Genomic DNA, 16,410 nt, shown 5'->3' with positions numbered 1-16,410 from the left:
CCGAGCGCGGTCGTGAGCCGATCGGCTAGCGACCCTTGCCGATGTCTTCCATGTTGTACTCGGTGGTCTGGTAGACGCGGTTGATCCAGTTGCCGAACAGCAGGTGGGCGTGCGAGCGCCAGCGGTTGAGCGGCCGGCGCTGCGGGTCGTCATCGGGGTAATATTCGTGCGGCACGGCGATGGTCACGCCGGCGGCCACGTCGCGGTCGTACTCTTCCTTGAGCGAGGTCGAGTCGTATTCGATGTGGTTGAACATGTAGAGCCGGTTGCCGGTTTCCTCGGAAAGCAGGCTCGGGCCGGTCTCTTCCGATTCCATGAGCAACTCGAGCCCGGAGCCCTCGGGAATGTCGGCGGCACGGACTTCGGTCCAGCGCGACACCGGAATGGCGAAATCGTCCGAGAAGCCGGCGAGATAGGGCGAGGCGGGCGCGTTGTTGTTGTGGCGATAGACGCCGAACGCCTTCTCCTCCAGCGTGTGCTTAGGAACACGGTGGAAATGCCATGCGGCGGCCATCGCTCCCCAGCAGATGAAGAACGGCGAGTGCACGTTGGTCGTCGTCCAGTCCATGATCTGCTTGAGTTCGTCCCAGTAGGTCACGTCCTCGAAGGGCAGCAGCTCAATTGGCGCGCCTGTGATGATGAAGCCGTCGAACTTGCGGTCCTTCACCTCTTCCCAGGTCTGGTAGAAGGAGATCAGATGGTCTTCCGATGTGTTCTTGGCCTTGTGTGTGCCGATACGCACAAGGGTAAGTTCCACCTGCAGCGGGCTGGCACCGATCAGCCGCGCGATCTGCGTCTCCGTCCGCACCTTGTTGGGCATCAAGTTGAGCAGGCCGATCTGCAGCGGACGGATGTCCTGGCGCAGGGCGGTTTGCTCGTCCATGACGGACACGCCCTCTTTCACCAGCACTTCGCGGGCGGGGAGTTGATCCGGGATCTTGATTGGCACTGTGCGAACTCCAAAAAAACAAAAACCGGCATTGCTGTCGCAAAGCCGGTTTACGGATCGCAAACGGCCCTTTAGCGACTTGTTTAACGTGGCTGCAAGCCGACCGGCCAAATCACCACGGGTCCATGCCCTGCTATTACGCCTGGGCGCGGATTGCGTCAACAGCGACCCAAACGTCCGGCCAGACCCGCCGCTTACGCCGGTTTTCCTCGACATTGCGCGCCCTGGGCGGTATTTCCGCTGCGGCCTCCGATCGGAGGCGCCAATCCAGGATATTTCGAAATGACCAAGGCACCTGAGCAGATTCGCCCCGAACCCCGCGCCGGCATCAAGGACATCGCAGCCTATGTCCCCGGCAAGAGCGCAGCTCCGGCAGGCGTCGCCAAGGTCCATAAGCTCTCGTCGAACGAAAACCCGCTGGGTGCCTCGCCGCATGCGATCGAGGCGGTCCAGAAACTGGCGCATAAGATGGAATATTATCCCGACGGGTCGTCGTCACGCCTGAGGCAGGCGATCGCGGCGACCCATGGGCTCAACCCGGCCAACATCCTGTGCTCGAATGGCTCCGACGAGATCCTCGGCTTGCTTGCGCAGAGCTACCTTTCGCCTGGCGATGAGGCTGTGTTCACCGAACATGGCTTCATGGTCTACAAGAACTACATCCAGGCCGCAGGCGCCACGCCGGTCGTCGCCAAGGAAACAGCCGAAAGGGCCGATGTCGACGCAGTCATCGCAGCCGTGACGCCGAAGACCAGGATCGTCTTCCTGGCCAATCCGAACAACCCCACCGGCACCTATCTGCCGTTCGAGGAAGTGCGCCGCCTGCACGCCGCCCTGCCCAGGAACGTGCTTTTGGTGCTTGATGCCGCCTATGCCGAATATGTCCGCCGCAACGACTACGAGTCGGGCGTCGAGCTGGTCGCGGCCAACGAAAACGTGGTGATGACGCGCACCTTCTCCAAGATCCACGGCCTGGGTGGCATGCGCATCGGCTGGGTCTACGCGCCGGCGCACATCATCGACGTGCTGGAGCGCATGCGTGGTCCATTCAACGTCAATGCGGCGGCAATCGAAGCCGGTGTCGCGGCGATGGAAGACCGCGGCCATGTCGAGCGCACGGTTGCGCACAACACGCTATGGGCGGAGTGGCTGGTCGCCGAGTTCGAAAAGCTCGGCTTCCGCGTCACGCCTTCGGTCGGCAATTTCCTGCTCGTGCACTTCCCCGATGACGGCAAGCACTCGGCCGCTGCCGCCGACGACTATCTGACGGCGCGCGGCTATATCCTGCGCAGGGTCACCGGTTACGGTTTCCCCAATGCGCTGCGCATGACCATCGGCACCGAAGAAGCCAATCGCGGCGTGATTGCCGCACTCACCGAATTCCTGAAAAGTTGAACCATGTCAGACCCTGTCTTTGAAAAGATCGCCCTGATCGGCATCGGCCTGATCGGCTCCTCGCTCGCCCGGGTCATCCGGCGCGAGGGCCTTGCCCGCCACATCGCCATCTCGACACGCAGCGCACCCACACTCGCCCGCGCCGAAGAGCTCGGCCTCGGCGACAGCTACTCGACCGACGCCAAGGTGGCGGTGAAGGATGCCGACCTCATCATCGTCTCGGTGCCGGTCGGCTCCTCCGGTGTCGTGGCGGCCGACATCGCATCGGCGCTGAAGCCGGGCGCCATCCTCACCGACGTCGGCTCGACCAAGGCCTCCGTCATCGCCCAGATGTTGCCTTATGTGCCGGCAGGCGTGCATTTCATCCCCGGCCATCCGCTGGCCGGCACGGAGAAGTCGGGCCCGGACGCCGGTTTCGCCGAGCTGTTCGAGAACCGCTGGTGCATCTTCACGCCGCTGCCGGATACCGACCCGGTGGCGCTTGAAAAGCTGTCGGAGTTCTGGCGCCGCTGCGGTTCCAACATCGACACGATGGACCCCGAGCATCACGACATGACGCTCGCCATCGTCTCGCATTTGCCGCACATCATCGCCTACAACATCGTCGGTACCGCCGACGATCTCGAGTCGGTGACCAAGTCGGAAGTGATCAAGTATTCGGCTTCGGGTTTCCGCGACTTCACGCGTTTGGCGGCTTCCGATCCGACGATGTGGCGCGACGTGTGCCTGCACAACAAGGACGCGATCCTCGAAATGCTGTCACGCTTCTCCGAGGATCTCGCTTCGCTGCAGCGGGCGATCCGCTGGGGCGACGGCGACAAGCTGTTCGAGATGTTCACCCGCACCCGGGCCATCCGCCGCTCGATCATCGACGCCGGCCAGGAGGTCGACGTGCCGAACTTCGGCCGCGAGGCCATCGAACATCCGGTGAAAAGCTAGCGAGTAGGGAATAGTGAGTAGCGAATAGGGAAAAGTGCCTTGTGTCCGCCGCACAGGCGGGCATCTGCGCTACTCGCTACTCGCTACTCGCTCACTCCACCGCCGGCACCATCCCCAACGGGATGAACCCCAGCGTCGCCTTGCCCTTGACGATCTTCAGCGGCAGGGTCGGCGCGTCGCCGAGCAAGGCGAGGCCGGTGAACGCGGTCTCGAACTGCTTCTTCTGCTCGGGGATGACCTCCGACAGGATACGCGACAGTTCGCGCGGGTTCTGGATCGTCACCTTCAGGTCGGCGTCGACCAATCCATCCTCGGCGATCGACCATGGGCCGCTTAGCGCTACGCCTGACGTGCCGCCTGACGTCAGCGTCAGCGAGCGTATGGTGCCCGACTGGCCGCGCAGCGCCGGCTGCCGGCTCGCCACAAGGGCAACGCCATTGTTCAGCGTGGTGTCGGCGCTGCCGTCGAGCTTGGGCAGTGTGCGGCCGCCTATCGCCTGGGGATCGATGACGAGGCCGGTGAAGGTGCCGGCGAGATCGATGTTGGCGCCGTTGGGGCGCAGATGCGTCTGTGTCTCTTCGGCGGTGAACAGGGGCTTCGCCACGCCGTCGATGAACGCGGCCTGGCCAGAAAGCTTGCGCGTCTCCAGCGAAAGCCGCTCGGGCAGGGGCTGGGCGATCCGGGCGCTGGCATGCAGCAGGTCCCAGTTGAACTGCAGCTGCGGCAGGTCGGGCGCGGTAACGAGCAGCGGCCCGTCGACCTCCAGCACCGTGCGCATCGGCTGGTAGACCTGGGCAGCGGTGCGGAAACTGCCCGCACTTGCCGAAATCCTGCGTCCGGCATCCTCATAGTCCAGCCTGTCGCAAAACAGGCCGATGCGGAACGGAAAGCCCTTGATCTGAGGGTTGGCGCATTCGAGCGACACGCCATCGCGGTTGACGCCGGCGATCGCCTTGCGCACCTCGCTTTCGGCCTTGCCGGCGAACCAGAACCAGCCGGCACTGTAGCCGCCGAACAACAGCACGATGAAAACTCCGAGCCAGAAGAAGCGGCGGCTGGAATTGGGTTTCGGTTCCTGGCTTGACGGCATGCTCGGGCTCTCGCTAACGCGGTTCTGTTCACCGCGATCACCAACAGGCTGGCGATATGGGCGATTTTTGGGTTTTTGGCTACGGTTCGCTGATGTGGCGGCCAGGTTTCGCGCATATCGAGACACGCCGTGCCCGGCTGATGGGTTTTCGCCGCTCGCTGTGCATCCGCTCCTGGGTGCATCGCGGCACCGAGCAACGACCGGGCCTGGTGCTCGGCCTCGACCGTGGCGGCTCCTGCGTCGGTCTTGCTTTCCGCGTTCCTGGCGATCTTCGCGACGAAGTGCTTGCCTATCTGCGCGACCGGGAACTGGTCACCAGCGTCTATCTTGAACGGCTGTTGGCGATCCAACTCGACCAGGGCGAAAAGGTAGAGGCGGTCTGCTATATCGCCGACCGCAAGCACCGCCAGTATGCCGGCAATCTCGATGCGGCGCATGCGGCCGAGATCGTCACCGGCGCCGTTGGCCAGTCTGGCCGCAACGAGGACTACCTCCTCAGCACCGTCGAGCATCTCCAGGCGCTCGGCATCCGCGACCACTGGCTCGAAGAGGTGGCGCGGCTCGTCGGCAAGTAGTGTCAGGAGGCAAAATCAACGCCCGTTTTTCGGCGGCGCGCCGGGCAGGTTTGCGCTAAGGGTTCGCCATGCTGTTCCAACGCCCCGATGACGATACGCTCTATGATGCCCTGATCGCGCGCGACCCCGGCTATGACGGCTTCGCCTATGTCGGTGTGAGGACGACTGGCATCTTCTGCCGGCTGACCTGTGCCGCGCGAAAGCCCAAGCGCGAAAACGTACAGTTCTTCGACACCACGGCCGAATGCCTGCATGCCGGCTTTCGCCCTTGCCAGCGCTGCCGGCCGATGATGGGCACCGGCGAACCGGAGCCGCTTGTGTCGGCGCTCGTCGATGCGCTCGAACGCGAGCCGGAGCGGCGTTGGCTGGAAGCCGATATCGTCGCCATGGGCTTCGATGCATCGACAGTGCGTCGCGCCTTCAAGAAGCGCTTCGGTATGAGTTTCCTCGAAATGGCGAGGCTGCGCCGGCTCGGGCAGGCGGCCGAGCGGCTGACGTCAGGTGACAGCGTTGTCGACACGCAGGTCGAGGCGGGTTTTGATTCCGGCAGCGGCTTCCGCGCCGCGGTGACAAGGCTGCTCGGCGAAGCCCCGGCCAAATTGCGCGGCAAGACCATGCTCAAGGCGGACTGGATCGAAACGCCGATCGGTCCGATGATCGCCGTTGCCGACCGGCATGCCCTGCACATCCTCGAGTTTCTCGAGCGCAAGGCGCTGGCGACAGAAGTCGCCAAGATGCAGGCTGTCACCGGCTCGGCCATCGCCTTCGGCAGGGCCGCGCCCATCGACCAGATCGAGGCCGAGCTCGGCGCCTATTTCGCGGGCAAATCCGCCGATTTTGCCACCCGGCTCGCGCCGCAAGGCACCGCCTTCGAACGCCAGGTCTGGGACGGCCTGCGGCGCATCCCGGCGGGCGCTGCGGCGACCTATTCCGGCCTTGCCACTGAGATCGGCAATCCCGCTGCCGTGCGTGCGGTCGGCCGTGCCAATGGCGCCAACCCGATCGCGGTAGTCATTCCCTGCCATCGCGTGGTCGGCGTCAGCGGCGATCTCACCGGCTATGGCGGCGGGCTGTGGCGCAAGCGCTGGCTGCTCGAACACGAGCGGCGCATGGCGGCTCGCTAGACAACCATATCAGCCGGCCTTCACACCCAGCTCCTTCAGCCGTTTTGCAGCCGTCGGCGGCATCGGCGGCGGGTTTGCCGAGGTTGCCGCTTCGATCAGGAACGCGTCGCAGGCGGCCTCGGTCTCCGAGATCAGGCGTCGCATGAATTCGTCCTTGTCTAGGCCCGCCGGGATCGGCGGCAGGAAGCGTGCCTTGATCGTGCCGGGGAAGCGCAGGAACTTGCGGCGCGGCCAGTACAGGCCGGCGACATGGGCGACCGGCACCACCGGCAGGTCGAGTGCCGAATAGAGCTCGGCGATGCCCCATTTGTAGGCCGGCTCGTCGCCGGGCGCGCGGCGCGTACCCTCGGGATAGATGATCAGCTGGCGGTCGTTCTGCATCTCCTTGCGGGTCGCAACGACGACGGCCTTCAGCGCCACCGAGCGCTTGCCGCGGTTGACCGGGATCATCTTCATCTTGGCGATGTACCAGCCGAAGAACGGGATCCACATCAGCTCGCGCTTGAGGATGTAGAGCGGGTCGCGCAGATAGGGAAAGAAGGCGATGGCGTCCCAGAACGACTGGTGCTTGGGCGCCAGGATGAACGAGCCCTCGGGCAGGTTCTCCATGCCGGTCACTTCGCTCCTGGTGCCGGCGATCTTCTCCTGCAGCCAAAGGCTCGTGCGCGCCCAGAATTTCGGCACGAACCAGGCGCGGTGGCGCGGCGACAGGAAATAATAGGGCGTCCACAGGATCATCTGGACGACCAGGCTGACATAGAAGACGAAGTTGAATGCCAGCGAGCGGATATAGAGCATTTGTGAGGAGCGCCTGAGGACGGGAATTCGCCGTTGGTTACACCAAGCCGTCCAAAAAGGAAAACGGCGGATGGTGCCGCTCGTGATGGAACCGCCGGCGGATTGCGAAAATTACTCGACCGCCTGGGCCTGGACCACAACCATGCCGTCCGCCGTGGGCTTGACCGGCACGATGCCGCGGGCCAGCGCCAGCAAGTACTTGTTGTACTCGGTGAACAGCACGCGGAATGCCTCGGGCTTGGTCAGCCAGCGGCCGTCGTCGAGCTTGGAGTTGACCACCGGGTAGGGCTCAAGTCTGGCGTTGCGCAGCAGCCGCCCCATTTCGAGCAGGCTGCGCGGCATGTGGTAGTTGTTGGTCACCAGGATGACGCGGGCATAGTCATGGCTCTCGACCCACTTGGCGCTTTCCTCGGCATTGCCGATTGTGTCGAGTGCGGCGCGGTCGATGTCGACCCGGTTGAACAGCGATTTGTCGCTGCCCGTTGCCAGCTGCAGCTGGCGTCGCGTCGCCGCGGGGTGCACGCCGCTGATCAGCAGCCGTTCGCCCTTGCCGGCCTTGAGCAGGCCAAGTGCTGCATCGAGGCGCGCCTGGCCACCGGTCAAAACGATGATGGCATCGGCCCTGGCTGGGTCCTTCGGCGTGCTGAGACCGCTGACATGGGTCGCGAAAAGCGCGAAGCCGCCGGTGAAGATGAAGGCTGCTGCGATGAGGATGAACAATATGCGGCGCAAAAAAATCATTCTCCGGCGCGGCGAATGCCCGGCCGGGTAGAATTTCCTTTCCGAAACCGTCCCCGATGCGGCGAGCGCGTTCTGACCCATCACGAAACCATGGTTACGCAGGGATTAAGGCTTTTGCAGCGCCTATCTAAGCACATTCTGCAACATTGTGACATCATCGGTGATCACATCCTCTCCGGATGCTGCACGTCGATGTCGCCGAGATAATTGACGACGGTGAAATGCGACGTCGCCGCCGTCAGCGCGCCGATCACGGCGACGATGACGGCGACGCCGAGATAACCGTTCACGCCGATGGCGAAGTTGCCAAACAGCGCGGTCGCCTGGTCGGCTTCGGGCGTGGCGAGGTTGAGCGACGACCACCACGAAAAGATGATGAACACGAACACCGCAGCGACGCCGCCGGCGGCAGCGCCCTTCATGCCGGTCAGCAGGAAGTGGCGGCGGAATTCGCTGGCGATGAAATTGGCCTCGGCGCCGACGAAATGCAGCACCTCGATGATGTGCCCGTTGCCGGCCATGGCGCCGCGCGTCGCAAACACCACCGACAGGACAGTCGCCGCCAGCATCAGCACCAGCACGCCGGTGCCGATGGTCACTGTTGTGCGCGCCATCGCCACCAGCCGGTCGACCCAGGTGCGGTGATCGTCGAGCGTGGCGGTCGGCACTTTTGGCGTGATCGCCTGGCGCATCGCGCCGAAATCCGGCGGGCTTGTCTGGTCGATGGTGACGATCACCAGCCGCGGCACCGGCAATTCGTCGATGTTCAGCCCCGAGCCGAGCCAGGGTTCGAGTAGCCGGGCGGTGGCCGCGCGGTCGACGATCTTGGTGCTGCTGACGCCTGCGAACTCGCCGGCGATGCGGGCCGCGGTCTCCAGTGCCGCCTCCATATCGAGCCCGTCGGCGGGCTTGATCTGGATCGTTGCCTCGCGCGAAATCTGGTTCTCCCACACCGAGGCGGTGTCGCGCACCAGCGTGACGGCGCCCAGCGTCAGGCATGACAGGAAGGTCATGATGGCGATGACGAGCACCAGCGCACGGCCGGCGATGTTCTGCGACGGCACGATCGGCGCGGTCTTGCGCTGCAGCCGTGGCGCCTGCTGTTGTTGCGGCCCGTCTTCGAATTCGTCCTCGAAGTCTTCGTCATGGGCGCGTGCGTCGGTGGCGGCCTCAGTCATAGATGTCGAGCCTTCCGCCGGCGAGAATCATGCGTCGCGCATCGACCTGGTCCATCAGCCCGAGATCGTGGGTGGCGATGACAACGGCGGTCCCGAGCCGGTTGAGTTCGATGAACAGCCTGAGCAGGCGCCGTGCCAGCGGCGGATCGACGTTGCCGGTCGGCTCGTCGGCCAACAGGATCTCCGGCTGCTCGATCAGCGCGCGGGCGATCGCTGCGCGCTGCTTTTCGCCGCCTGAGAGCACCGGCGGCAGCACATGCATGCGTTCGCCCAGGCCGACCCATTTCAAAAGCTCGGTGACATCGGTGCGGTAGCTCGCTTCCTCACGGCCGCGCACGCGAAGCGGCAGCGCCACGTTCTCGTAGGTGGTCATGTGGTCGAGCAGGCGGAAATCCTGGAACACCACGCCGATGCGCCTGCGCAGGAGCGGCAGTTCGGTGCGCGAGATGCGCGAGCGGTCCTTGCCGAAGACGCTGATCAGTCCGCGCGTCGGCTTGAGCGACAGGAAAAGCAGGCGCAGCAGGGTCGTCTTGCCGGCACCGGAAGGCCCGCTCAGAAACTGGAACGAGCGCTCGGGGATGTGGAAGGAGATGTCACGCAGGATCTCCGGTCCCATCCCGTATCTGAGGCCGACATTCTCGAAGCGGATCACGTGCTGCAGACCTTGAACTTGCGAAACCCTGGGAACTTGCGAATCCACGGAGATTCATCGGGACCCTGGCTGCCCGTTTCTACGAAACGACCATGGGTCCGCATGGTTAACGGACGGTTAAGTTTCCGTCCGGGGTGGGGCGCTATGGCACCTCGGTGGCGAAGCATTAACCATTTCCGTTTACCCCCTATCGGCAAAATGTCTAAGGGGTCTGATGACTGAGCAGCGGAAAGCACGCCCGGTTTCCGGCGAAATCATGACCGATGACGGCCGCGACACATGCGCCCAGCCCCAGCGCGTGGTTCCGGACGATATCATCGACGCCGATTTCGAGGTCGTGACGCACGCCGCTCGCCCTGACGAATCATCTGCCGCCCAGCCCGTTTTCGCCAACCCATCGGCAAATGTTGGCGGAATGGAGATGCTGCGTTCCGCGCAATTGCGTCCTGACGCTGGCCCTGTTCGAGGTGGGCCGATCTTCTGGATCTCCGGTATCTCCTTGGCCGCAATGGCATTTTGGGCGGCTGGCGGTCATTCCGTCATGCATGCAGCGGCTTTGCCGTTGTCCTGGCAGGCGTCAAATCTGCGCATCGCCGACATCAATTCACGCGTCGACAGCTCCGGCGGCAAGCCGCTGCTGCTCATCGACGGCGCCGCGTTCAATGATGGCAACAGCACTGCAGTGTTGCCGCCGATCGATATTGCGGTCGCCGGAAATGACGGCAAGATCCTGCGTTACAGGCTGGGGACATCAGCGGTTGCGGTGGCGCCCGGCGCAAGATGGGACTTTTCGAGCCGGCTCGACCTGCCTATGAACGGGATAAAGACCGTCACGGTCGCTTTCTCGGAATAGGATGCCGTCATGCCAGTTGTGCGCGACAAGGAAATCGAAGTGCTGTTCTCCGCCTCGGCGATTGCGCGGCGCAATCTCGAACTCGCCAAGGACATCGCAGCGCACGACTACACCGACCTGCTGGTCATCTCGGTGCTCAAGGGCTCGTTCATCTTCGCCGCCGACCTGATCCGCGCCATGCACGACGTCGGCCTGTCGCCGGAAGTCGAGTTCATCTTCATCTCGAGCTACGGCGCCGGCACGACCAGCGGCGAGGTTCGCGTGCTGCGCGACATCGACAACGAAGTCGCCGGCCGCGACGTTCTGCTGATCGACGACATTCTCGAATCGGGCAAGACGCTGAAGTTCACCCGTGAGCTGATGATGTCGCGCGGCGCCAAGAGCTGCTCGATCGCGGTGCTGCTCGACAAGCGCATGCGCCGCAAGACCGACCTCGACGCCGACTATGTCGGTTTTGACTGCCCGGACTATTTCGTCGTCGGCTACGGCATGGACGTGGCGCACGCCTTCCGCGAGCTGCCCTTTGTCGGCGTGGTCAAGGGCGAGGCCTGAGCGGCGATCACAAATTTTGCGGCGTTCAGGAATCGTCAACCAGTCGCGGCAAATATCGCCGCCATGGCAAAACTTCTGATCGTTGAGGACGACGAGTCCGTCCGTACCCTTGCTGCCCGCGCGCTGGAGCGCGCCGGCCATAGTGTCGATGTCGCTTGCGACGGCGCCGAAGGGCTGGAGCGTATCCATGCCCGCAAGGGCGCCTACGACCTTGTCGTCTCCGACATCCGCATGCCGGAGATGGACGGCATCGAGATGGCGCAGAATGCGGCACGCTCCTTTCCCGGGCTGCCGATCCTGCTGATGACCGGCTATGCCGACCAGCGCGAGCGCGCCGAGGAACTCGACGCGATCATCATCGATGTCGTGCAAAAGCCGTTCACCCTGTCGGAGATCCGCGACCGCGTTTCGCTAGCGCTCGCCGCTCAGTCGGCGGTGGCACTTGCCGGTGCTGCCTGAGGCGGCCGCGTCCCGACATTGAGCGCGAAGATACCGGCGCCGACGATCAAAAGCGCGCCGATCACCGTGCCGCTGCCAGGGATTTCGGCGAAGAACAGGAAGCCCCATAACGGCGCCCACAACAGGCCGGTATATTCGAACGTCGCCGCCTTGTTGGCCGGCGTCAGCCGGTAGGCCTGGCCAAGCAGCACCATGCCGGCAGCGGCGATGATGCCGCAGGCGCCCATCATCAGGAAGTCGCGCAGGCTTGGCCAGATCCAAGGCCGCATCAGGAAGTCGAGGCTAGGGTGTCCGGTCTGCTGGAAGCCGGTGGCCGTGAAGACCGTCGTGATCACCACCGCGCCGATGAGATAGGCGGCGTTCTGGTAGAAGGCCATCGTCGTTGCGCTTTCGGTCACGCCGATCTTGCGCGCCATCAGCTGCGAGAAGCTGTAGAGGCCGGCCGAGACCAGCGACAGCAATGCCGCCCATTCGAAGATGCCTGCCCCCGGATTGACCATGACGATGACGCCGAGCAGGCCGACAGCCCCGGCGGCGAGGCTCTGCCACGGCACACGCTCGCCGAGATACGGACCGGCCATCGTCATGATCAGCAGCGGCGCCAGGAAAAACAGTGCCGCCGCATCGGCGATCGGCAGCGCCGGGATCGCCAGGTAGTAGGCGCAGTAGGACACGAACAGGATCGACGAGCGGGTGGCGAGGAAGCGCCAGTTGGGCGAGGCCAGTGCCGCCAGGCCGACATCGCGATGCACCATCCACAGCAGGATCGGCAGCGCCACCATGGCGCGGATCAGCAGGGCTTCGCTTACCGGGTAGGTGCCGGCCACGGCCTTGATCAGGGCGTCCTGGATCGAAAACACCAGCACGCCCAGGCAAAGGCAGAGGATGCCGAGAAGCGTTCTGTTGCGCATTTGCCTGGATTGCCTGTCATATGAGGTCGTTTGACCAATTCTATCTTGGGATGGGGCAGGGCGAGAGCGCTTGTCGCCGCCTCCTGTTGGGCCAGGGGTCTACAGTGCGCCGCGTCCAATTGTAAGCGCAAAGGACGCGGCAGCACTTTGAACGTGTGCCTGATCCTTCCGAACACCGATTTCCGATTTTCGTGAGCCATGCACCGGCCAAAAAAAACCCGCCGGCAAAGTCGCGGCGGGTGAAAGTAAGGACGGTACTTACCAGTCCGTAGCCGCATCTCTTGCAGCCACCTTCCAATGGGTAGGGCGACTATTCCTTGGCGTTTGACACGATGCAAACGAATTGGAATGATGACAGCCATTAGATTTTCTCATGACTGAAAACGTTTTCATGACCGCACGCCTCGACAGCGACCTGTTGCGCACGTTCCTGGCCGTCGCCGAGAGCGGCAACTTCACCCGTGCTGCCGAAGGCGTCGGGCGTACCCAGTCGGCCATCAGCATGCAGATCAAGCGCCTCGAGGAGGTTGTCGGCGGCGTGCTGTTCGAGCGCGGCGCGCGCGGTGTCACGCTCACCGAGCGCGGCACCGAGCTTGTCGGCAATGCCCGCCGCATCGTTGCCCTGCTCGATGAAACCGCCTCGTCGATGCGCGCTGCGCCGCTTGGCGGGCCGGTGCGGATCGGCATCCCCGAGGAGTATGGACAGCCCGTCCTGTCGCGCGCGCTTGGAGCTTTTACGAAGCGCCACTCCCAGGTCGAGATAACCGTCCGGTTCGGCTATTCGGTCTCCCAGCTGGCGGCACTGGCGGCGGGAGAGCTCGACCTGGCGGTGGTCTTCGAATGGCAACAGCCTTCGGGCGCCGAGGTGCTGATGAACGATCCCACCGTCTGGGTGGCTTCCCTCCATCATCACCTTCATCTGGAGCGGCCGCTGCCGATCGCCATGTACACGCGCCATGGCTGGTCGCGCGAATATGCACTTCGCTCGCTGGAGCAGCGTGGCATCGACTACCGCTTCGCCTACACCAGCGACACCACGAACGGGCTTACCCTTGCCGTCACCGCCGGGCTGGCCCTCGCGCCGATGGCGCGCAGCAACATTCCCGTTGACTGCCGCGAACTGACTGATGCCGAAGGTTTCGGGCAGATCGACACGACGAGGGTCGTGATGCATCGCAATCCACGCGCCAACAGCGAAGCCGTCGACGCCATGGCCGATGCCATCCGGGATGCTTTTCATCAGCGGCGCTGATCGCGCGCGGCCATCACCGGCGCTGATTGCGAACTGAGTCGACTTGCTGCCAAGGCTCCTGACAAAATGGTGTTGGGAGGGAGATGCTATTGCGGCTGCATCAAACGAGGAGAAAGCCATGATCATGGCGCAAGAAGCTGGCATGGTTCCCGGCTGAGGCCGGGAGACGGCGTCCGAGCGGCAGTGATAGCGACACTTTCGGACCCGCGCTTCTTCGCACCCCCCCCTGTGTCCTGCCGGACATCTCCTCCTCAAGGGGGGAGATCGGGCCGTCGTCGGTGCTGGGTGGCGAATGAAGCAAGGTAGCTCCCGCCGCTGCTAAACCTACTTCAACTCCAGCAGTCGCTCGAGATAGCTGCGCTCCAGTTCGGGGCTCAGCGCGTTGCCGAGCCGCTTGCGGATCGCGTCGAGGATCTGGCGCGCGCGTTGCGCGTCGATCACGTCGGGCACTGTCGTCGTATCGCCTTGGTCGGGACCATCGGAGGCGCTCGGACGGCCGAGTGGGTCGCGACCGGCATTCTGCTGGCGGCCGCCTTCGCCGCTGCCGCCCTGGTCGCCCTGCATCGCCTGCATCTGCTGCATCATGTCCTGGGCGCCTTTGCGCAGTGCTTCCAGCGCACGGCCCTGATGACCGACGGCACGGTCGCCTTCGCCCTTGCCGAGCGAGCCCTCTGCCTGGTTCATCGATTCGCCCGCGTCGCCAAAGCCTTCGCCCGGCTTGATGCCAAGGCCTTCGAGGCTCTTCATCAGCGCTTCGAGGTCCTTCTCCAGCTGGCCCTGGCCCTGCTGCAACTGTTTCAGCGCATCGGCGAACTCCTGCGGCGTCATCGGCTTGCCCTGCTGGCCTTTGCCTTGCTTATCCTGCTGTTGACCGGGCTCGCCATTGTCGCCGAACGGATCGCTCTGCTGGTCGCCCTGTGGACCGCGCTGCATCTGGTCCATGCGGAAGGTCTCGTTCATCATCTCCTGCTGGCGCCGCATGATCTCGCCAAGCTTGTCCATCTGCTGGCGCATCTCGGAGTTCTGCTGGCCCTGCTGGCCTTGCTGCCGCTTGCCGGCCTGCAAGTTGTTCATCATGTCCTGCAATTGGGACAGAAGCTCCTTAGCCTGGTCGCGGTTACCCGACTTGGCCAGGTTCTCGATCTGGTCGAGCATGCGCTGCAGGTCGCTCTGGCGCAGCTCCTGGGCCGGCGACTGGTTCTGGGCGTTCTGGTTTTGCTGGTTGCGTTCGGCGAATTCGCGCAGGAAGTCGTTCATAGCGTCGCGCAACTCGGCCATCAGCTTGTCGATTTCCTCGTCGCTGGCACCGCGTTCGAGCGCGTCCTGCAATGCCTGCTGCGCCTGGCGCAGGCGCTTTTCCGCCGCCGACAGGTCGCCTTCCTCGATGCCGAGCGCGACCTGCCAGAGATAGGCGACTTCCTCGCGCAACTGGTCCTCGGAACCCGCCATCTGCAGCCGCGTGCGCGCGCTCATCAAAGCTAGGTAATGCGAGAGATTTTCGATCGTGTCTTCGGGGCGCAGGGTGATCGCGTCCATCAGCTCGAGCACGCGCGGCTTGGCATTGGCGTCAAGCGCCAGCAGGCGCCGCTGTTCGATCACCGCCCGGGCAAGCGGGTTGGTGAACGGCTTTTCGGGCAGGATGATCGTCTTGGTTTCGCTCTTCGCCTCCTGGCCGGCATCATCCACCGCTTGCAGCGTCAGCTTCACCGACGCGCCGGCCCAGACGTGCTCTGTCAGGTCGCGTGTCGCCTTGGTCGGCTTCTTGGCAGCGCCTCGGCGCGGCAGGGAAAGCGGCATTTCCGGCGGGCCGTAGAGCGGGCGGGCATTTGGCGACTGGTCTTCTGCGAGCACAAAACCGGCCTTGGCCGAGGCTGCGCCATAGTCGTCCTCGACGTTGTAATTCAGCTCCAGCGTGCCGTTGACGGCGCGCTTGGGCTCGCCGGCAAAGCTGATCTTGGGGGGATTGTCGGGGGTGACGGCAAAACCCCAGCTGTCGAGTTCGTTGTCGCCGGATTTCAGCGTCAGCTTGCCCTCTGCGACAAGCTTTTCGGAGAACTGCCGCACGGTGGCGACAGGCCCTGGCGTCACAGGGGCGGCTGGATCGGCTTTCTGGTCCATCGGCGCGATGTCACGCACGGCACCTGTGGCGTCGGAGAAGGCGAGCGTTTCGTCGCCGGCGCCGCCGGTGACGCGCAGCGACAATTCGCTGCCTTCGGGCACGTTGATGACAGGGGTATCCTTGCTGGCATCGGCGGTCAGGAAGATCGGCGCCTTGCCGGTGTAGGTCGGCGGCGTCACCCAGGCGTCGATGCGCGGCGGAACCGCATCGCGCGCCGCATGCGCCCTGAAGGCATCGCCAAGCCGCCCGCCAATCGGGCCGAAGGAAAAGGCAAAGGCACAGACGAACAGCAGGGCAGCCGCGGCGCGCAGCGCCCATGGGTCGCGTTCGGGCACGCGCGTCTGCGGCAGGTCGCCGCCGAGCGTGCCGAGCCTTTCGGCCATTCGCTTCTGGTGTTCGCGCCACAAGGCGTCGGAGAAGCTGTCGGGCCTGCCGGAGGGCCGGTCGGTCTGGACCTGGACCGGTGTGTGCAGCAGCTGGTTGGCGCGTTCGAGACGGCTGTCGATCTCCGCCCACGATGGCAAGCGGAAAAACCGCAGCGGATAAATCGAGGCCAGTCCGGCGAGAGCGAAGGCTGCGGCCAGCGCCATGCGCGCCATATCTGGCAGGACCCGGAACAGGCCGAGCCACGACAGGCTGACGAACAGGCTCGTAACGACGATCAGCGGCAGCACAAGCGGCCAGCCGCGCTCGACGACCATGGCCGTGGCGATGGCCAGGCGCGTCCTGCCCAGGCTTACGGCAATGTTACGATGCAGCGCTGGTCTTGTCGGTTCCGTCATCGGCCCTTCCGCTTGGGCGGCGCGGGATGCAGCCACTTGCC

General features: G+C 64.2%; 16 protein-coding genes and 1 riboswitch. Of the genes, 8 read left to right on the top strand and 8 right to left on the bottom strand.

Annotated features, from left to right (window positions below; translation table 11 throughout):
• Window positions 1–25 precede the first annotated feature (25 nt).
• On the bottom strand, window positions 26–949 hold the full coding sequence (gene metA / locus J1C56_RS17400) for a homoserine O-acetyltransferase MetA (RefSeq protein ID WP_214391338.1): 924 nt from the start codon (window positions 947–949) through the stop codon (window positions 26–28).
• A 51-nt stretch (window positions 950–1,000) separates the two neighbouring features.
• Window positions 1,001–1,078, bottom strand: a riboswitch (SAM riboswitch).
• A gap of 153 nt (window positions 1,079–1,231) precedes the next feature.
• On the opposite strand from metA, the gene hisC reads away from it, so the two are divergent.
• Together hisC and J1C56_RS17390 are read left to right on the top strand one after the other, a co-directional pair.
• Window positions 1,232–2,344, top strand: coding sequence for a histidinol-phosphate transaminase (gene hisC, locus J1C56_RS17395; RefSeq protein WP_214391337.1), 1,113 nt, complete (start codon window positions 1,232–1,234; stop codon window positions 2,342–2,344).
• Window positions 2,345–2,347: 3 nt separating this feature from the next.
• Window positions 2,348–3,283 carry a prephenate/arogenate dehydrogenase family protein gene (locus J1C56_RS17390; protein ID WP_214391336.1) on the top strand — a complete coding sequence of 312 codons (936 nt, stop codon included), beginning with the start codon at window positions 2,348–2,350 and terminating at the stop codon, window positions 3,281–3,283.
• A 91-nt stretch (window positions 3,284–3,374) separates the two neighbouring features.
• Here the strand turns inward: J1C56_RS17390 and J1C56_RS17385 are convergent, their stop codons facing one another.
• Complete coding sequence (locus J1C56_RS17385) at window positions 3,375–4,373, bottom strand: DUF2125 domain-containing protein (protein ID WP_214391335.1); 999 nt, start codon at window positions 4,371–4,373, stop codon at window positions 3,375–3,377.
• A gap of 56 nt (window positions 4,374–4,429) precedes the next feature.
• Here J1C56_RS17385 and J1C56_RS17380 point away from each other — a divergent pair, with 56 nt between their 5' ends.
• Together J1C56_RS17380 and J1C56_RS17375 are read left to right on the top strand one after the other, a co-directional pair.
• Window positions 4,430–4,948 (top strand): gamma-glutamylcyclotransferase, encoded by a 519-nt coding sequence (locus tag J1C56_RS17380; protein ID WP_214391334.1) that lies wholly within the window; start codon window positions 4,430–4,432, stop codon window positions 4,946–4,948.
• Between the two features lie 68 nt (window positions 4,949–5,016).
• Window positions 5,017–6,072 (top strand): bifunctional transcriptional activator/DNA repair enzyme AdaA, encoded by a 1,056-nt coding sequence (locus J1C56_RS17375; RefSeq protein ID WP_214391333.1) that lies wholly within the window; start codon window positions 5,017–5,019, stop codon window positions 6,070–6,072.
• A 9-nt stretch (window positions 6,073–6,081) separates the two neighbouring features.
• On the opposite strand, the gene J1C56_RS17370 is transcribed toward J1C56_RS17375, so the two are convergent.
• From J1C56_RS17370 to ftsE, 4 genes are all read right to left on the bottom strand, one after another.
• On the bottom strand, window positions 6,082–6,870 hold the full coding sequence (locus tag J1C56_RS17370; protein ID WP_214391332.1) for a lysophospholipid acyltransferase family protein: 789 nt from the start codon (window positions 6,868–6,870) through the stop codon (window positions 6,082–6,084).
• Between the two features lie 111 nt (window positions 6,871–6,981).
• Window positions 6,982–7,611 carry a YdcF family protein gene (locus tag J1C56_RS17365; RefSeq protein ID WP_420797413.1) on the bottom strand — a complete coding sequence of 210 codons (630 nt, stop codon included), beginning with the start codon at window positions 7,609–7,611 and terminating at the stop codon, window positions 6,982–6,984.
• A 164-nt stretch (window positions 7,612–7,775) separates the two neighbouring features.
• Window positions 7,776–8,789 (bottom strand): cell division protein FtsX, encoded by a 1,014-nt coding sequence (locus J1C56_RS17360; RefSeq protein ID WP_214391330.1) that lies wholly within the window; start codon window positions 8,787–8,789, stop codon window positions 7,776–7,778.
• Window positions 8,782–9,441, bottom strand: a complete 660-nt coding sequence (gene ftsE, locus J1C56_RS17355) for a cell division ATP-binding protein FtsE (RefSeq protein ID WP_214391329.1) — start codon at window positions 9,439–9,441, stop codon at window positions 8,782–8,784. The genes J1C56_RS17360 and ftsE overlap by 8 nt, the downstream gene beginning before the upstream one ends.
• Before the next feature lie 256 nt (window positions 9,442–9,697).
• Here ftsE and J1C56_RS17350 point away from each other — a divergent pair, with 256 nt between their 5' ends.
• The 3 genes from J1C56_RS17350 (at window position 9,698) to J1C56_RS17340 (ending at window position 11,305) form a co-directional block, all read left to right on the top strand.
• The gene (locus J1C56_RS17350; RefSeq protein ID WP_246591553.1) at window positions 9,698–10,294 is read left to right on the top strand and encodes a hypothetical protein; all 597 of its coding nucleotides are present in this window, start codon (window positions 9,698–9,700) and stop codon (window positions 10,292–10,294) included.
• Between the two features lie 9 nt (window positions 10,295–10,303).
• Window positions 10,304–10,846 (top strand): hypoxanthine phosphoribosyltransferase, encoded by a 543-nt coding sequence (gene hpt, locus J1C56_RS17345; protein ID WP_184773976.1) that lies wholly within the window; start codon window positions 10,304–10,306, stop codon window positions 10,844–10,846.
• A gap of 63 nt (window positions 10,847–10,909) precedes the next feature.
• A complete protein-coding gene (locus tag J1C56_RS17340; protein WP_214391328.1) occupies window positions 10,910–11,305 on the top strand; it encodes a response regulator in 396 nt (131 codons plus the stop codon).
• On the opposite strand, the gene J1C56_RS17335 is transcribed toward J1C56_RS17340, so the two are convergent.
• Window positions 11,272–12,216, bottom strand: a complete 945-nt coding sequence (locus tag J1C56_RS17335) for a DMT family transporter (protein ID WP_214391327.1) — start codon at window positions 12,214–12,216, stop codon at window positions 11,272–11,274. The two genes, J1C56_RS17340 and J1C56_RS17335, sit on opposite strands and share 34 nt — an antisense overlap.
• A 391-nt stretch (window positions 12,217–12,607) precedes the next feature.
• On the opposite strand from J1C56_RS17335, the gene J1C56_RS17330 reads away from it, so the two are divergent.
• On the top strand, window positions 12,608–13,468 hold the full coding sequence (locus J1C56_RS17330) for a LysR substrate-binding domain-containing protein (RefSeq protein ID WP_214391820.1): 861 nt from the start codon (window positions 12,608–12,610) through the stop codon (window positions 13,466–13,468).
• A gap of 324 nt (window positions 13,469–13,792) precedes the next feature.
• Here the strand turns inward: J1C56_RS17330 and J1C56_RS17325 are convergent, their stop codons facing one another.
• Window positions 13,793–16,369: a TIGR02302 family protein gene (locus J1C56_RS17325; RefSeq protein ID WP_214391326.1), complete on the bottom strand. Its 2,577-nt coding sequence runs from the start codon at window positions 16,367–16,369 to the stop codon at window positions 13,793–13,795.
• Window positions 16,370–16,410: the final 41 nt, after the last annotated feature.

It is taken from the genome of Aminobacter anthyllidis, from assembly GCF_018555685.1.
GTDB lineage: Bacteria > Pseudomonadota > Alphaproteobacteria > Rhizobiales > Rhizobiaceae > Aminobacter > Aminobacter anthyllidis.
Note: the sequence above shows the minus strand (reverse complement) of the source record. Positions and strands in the feature narration are given on the sequence as shown.

Excerpts from the sequence above, each read along its gene's own strand:
- J1C56_RS17335 (WP_214391327.1), bottom strand. The coding sequence starts at position 12,216 with ATGCGCAACAGAACGCTTCTCGGCATCCTCTGCCTTTGCCTGGGCGTG.
- hisC (WP_214391337.1), top strand. The coding sequence starts at position 1,232 with ATGACCAAGGCACCTGAGCAGATTCGCCCCGAACCCCGCGCCGGCATC.
- J1C56_RS17350 (WP_246591553.1), top strand. The coding sequence starts at position 9,698 with ATGACCGATGACGGCCGCGACACATGCGCCCAGCCCCAGCGCGTGGTT.
- J1C56_RS17380 (WP_214391334.1), top strand. The coding sequence starts at position 4,430 with ATGGGCGATTTTTGGGTTTTTGGCTACGGTTCGCTGATGTGGCGGCCA.
- J1C56_RS17330 (WP_214391820.1), top strand. The coding sequence starts at position 12,608 with ATGACCGCACGCCTCGACAGCGACCTGTTGCGCACGTTCCTGGCCGTC.
- J1C56_RS17385 (WP_214391335.1), bottom strand. The coding sequence starts at position 4,373 with ATGCCGTCAAGCCAGGAACCGAAACCCAATTCCAGCCGCCGCTTCTTC.
- hpt (WP_184773976.1), top strand. The coding sequence starts at position 10,304 with ATGCCAGTTGTGCGCGACAAGGAAATCGAAGTGCTGTTCTCCGCCTCG.
- J1C56_RS17375 (WP_214391333.1), top strand. The coding sequence starts at position 5,017 with ATGCTGTTCCAACGCCCCGATGACGATACGCTCTATGATGCCCTGATC.
- J1C56_RS17370 (WP_214391332.1), bottom strand. The coding sequence starts at position 6,870 with ATGCTCTATATCCGCTCGCTGGCATTCAACTTCGTCTTCTATGTCAGC.
- J1C56_RS17360 (WP_214391330.1), bottom strand. The coding sequence starts at position 8,789 with ATGACTGAGGCCGCCACCGACGCACGCGCCCATGACGAAGACTTCGAG.
- J1C56_RS17325 (WP_214391326.1), bottom strand. The coding sequence starts at position 16,369 with ATGACGGAACCGACAAGACCAGCGCTGCATCGTAACATTGCCGTAAGC.
- J1C56_RS17365 (WP_420797413.1), bottom strand. The coding sequence starts at position 7,611 with ATGATTTTTTTGCGCCGCATATTGTTCATCCTCATCGCAGCAGCCTTC.
- J1C56_RS17340 (WP_214391328.1), top strand. The coding sequence starts at position 10,910 with ATGGCAAAACTTCTGATCGTTGAGGACGACGAGTCCGTCCGTACCCTT.
- J1C56_RS17390 (WP_214391336.1), top strand. The coding sequence starts at position 2,348 with ATGTCAGACCCTGTCTTTGAAAAGATCGCCCTGATCGGCATCGGCCTG.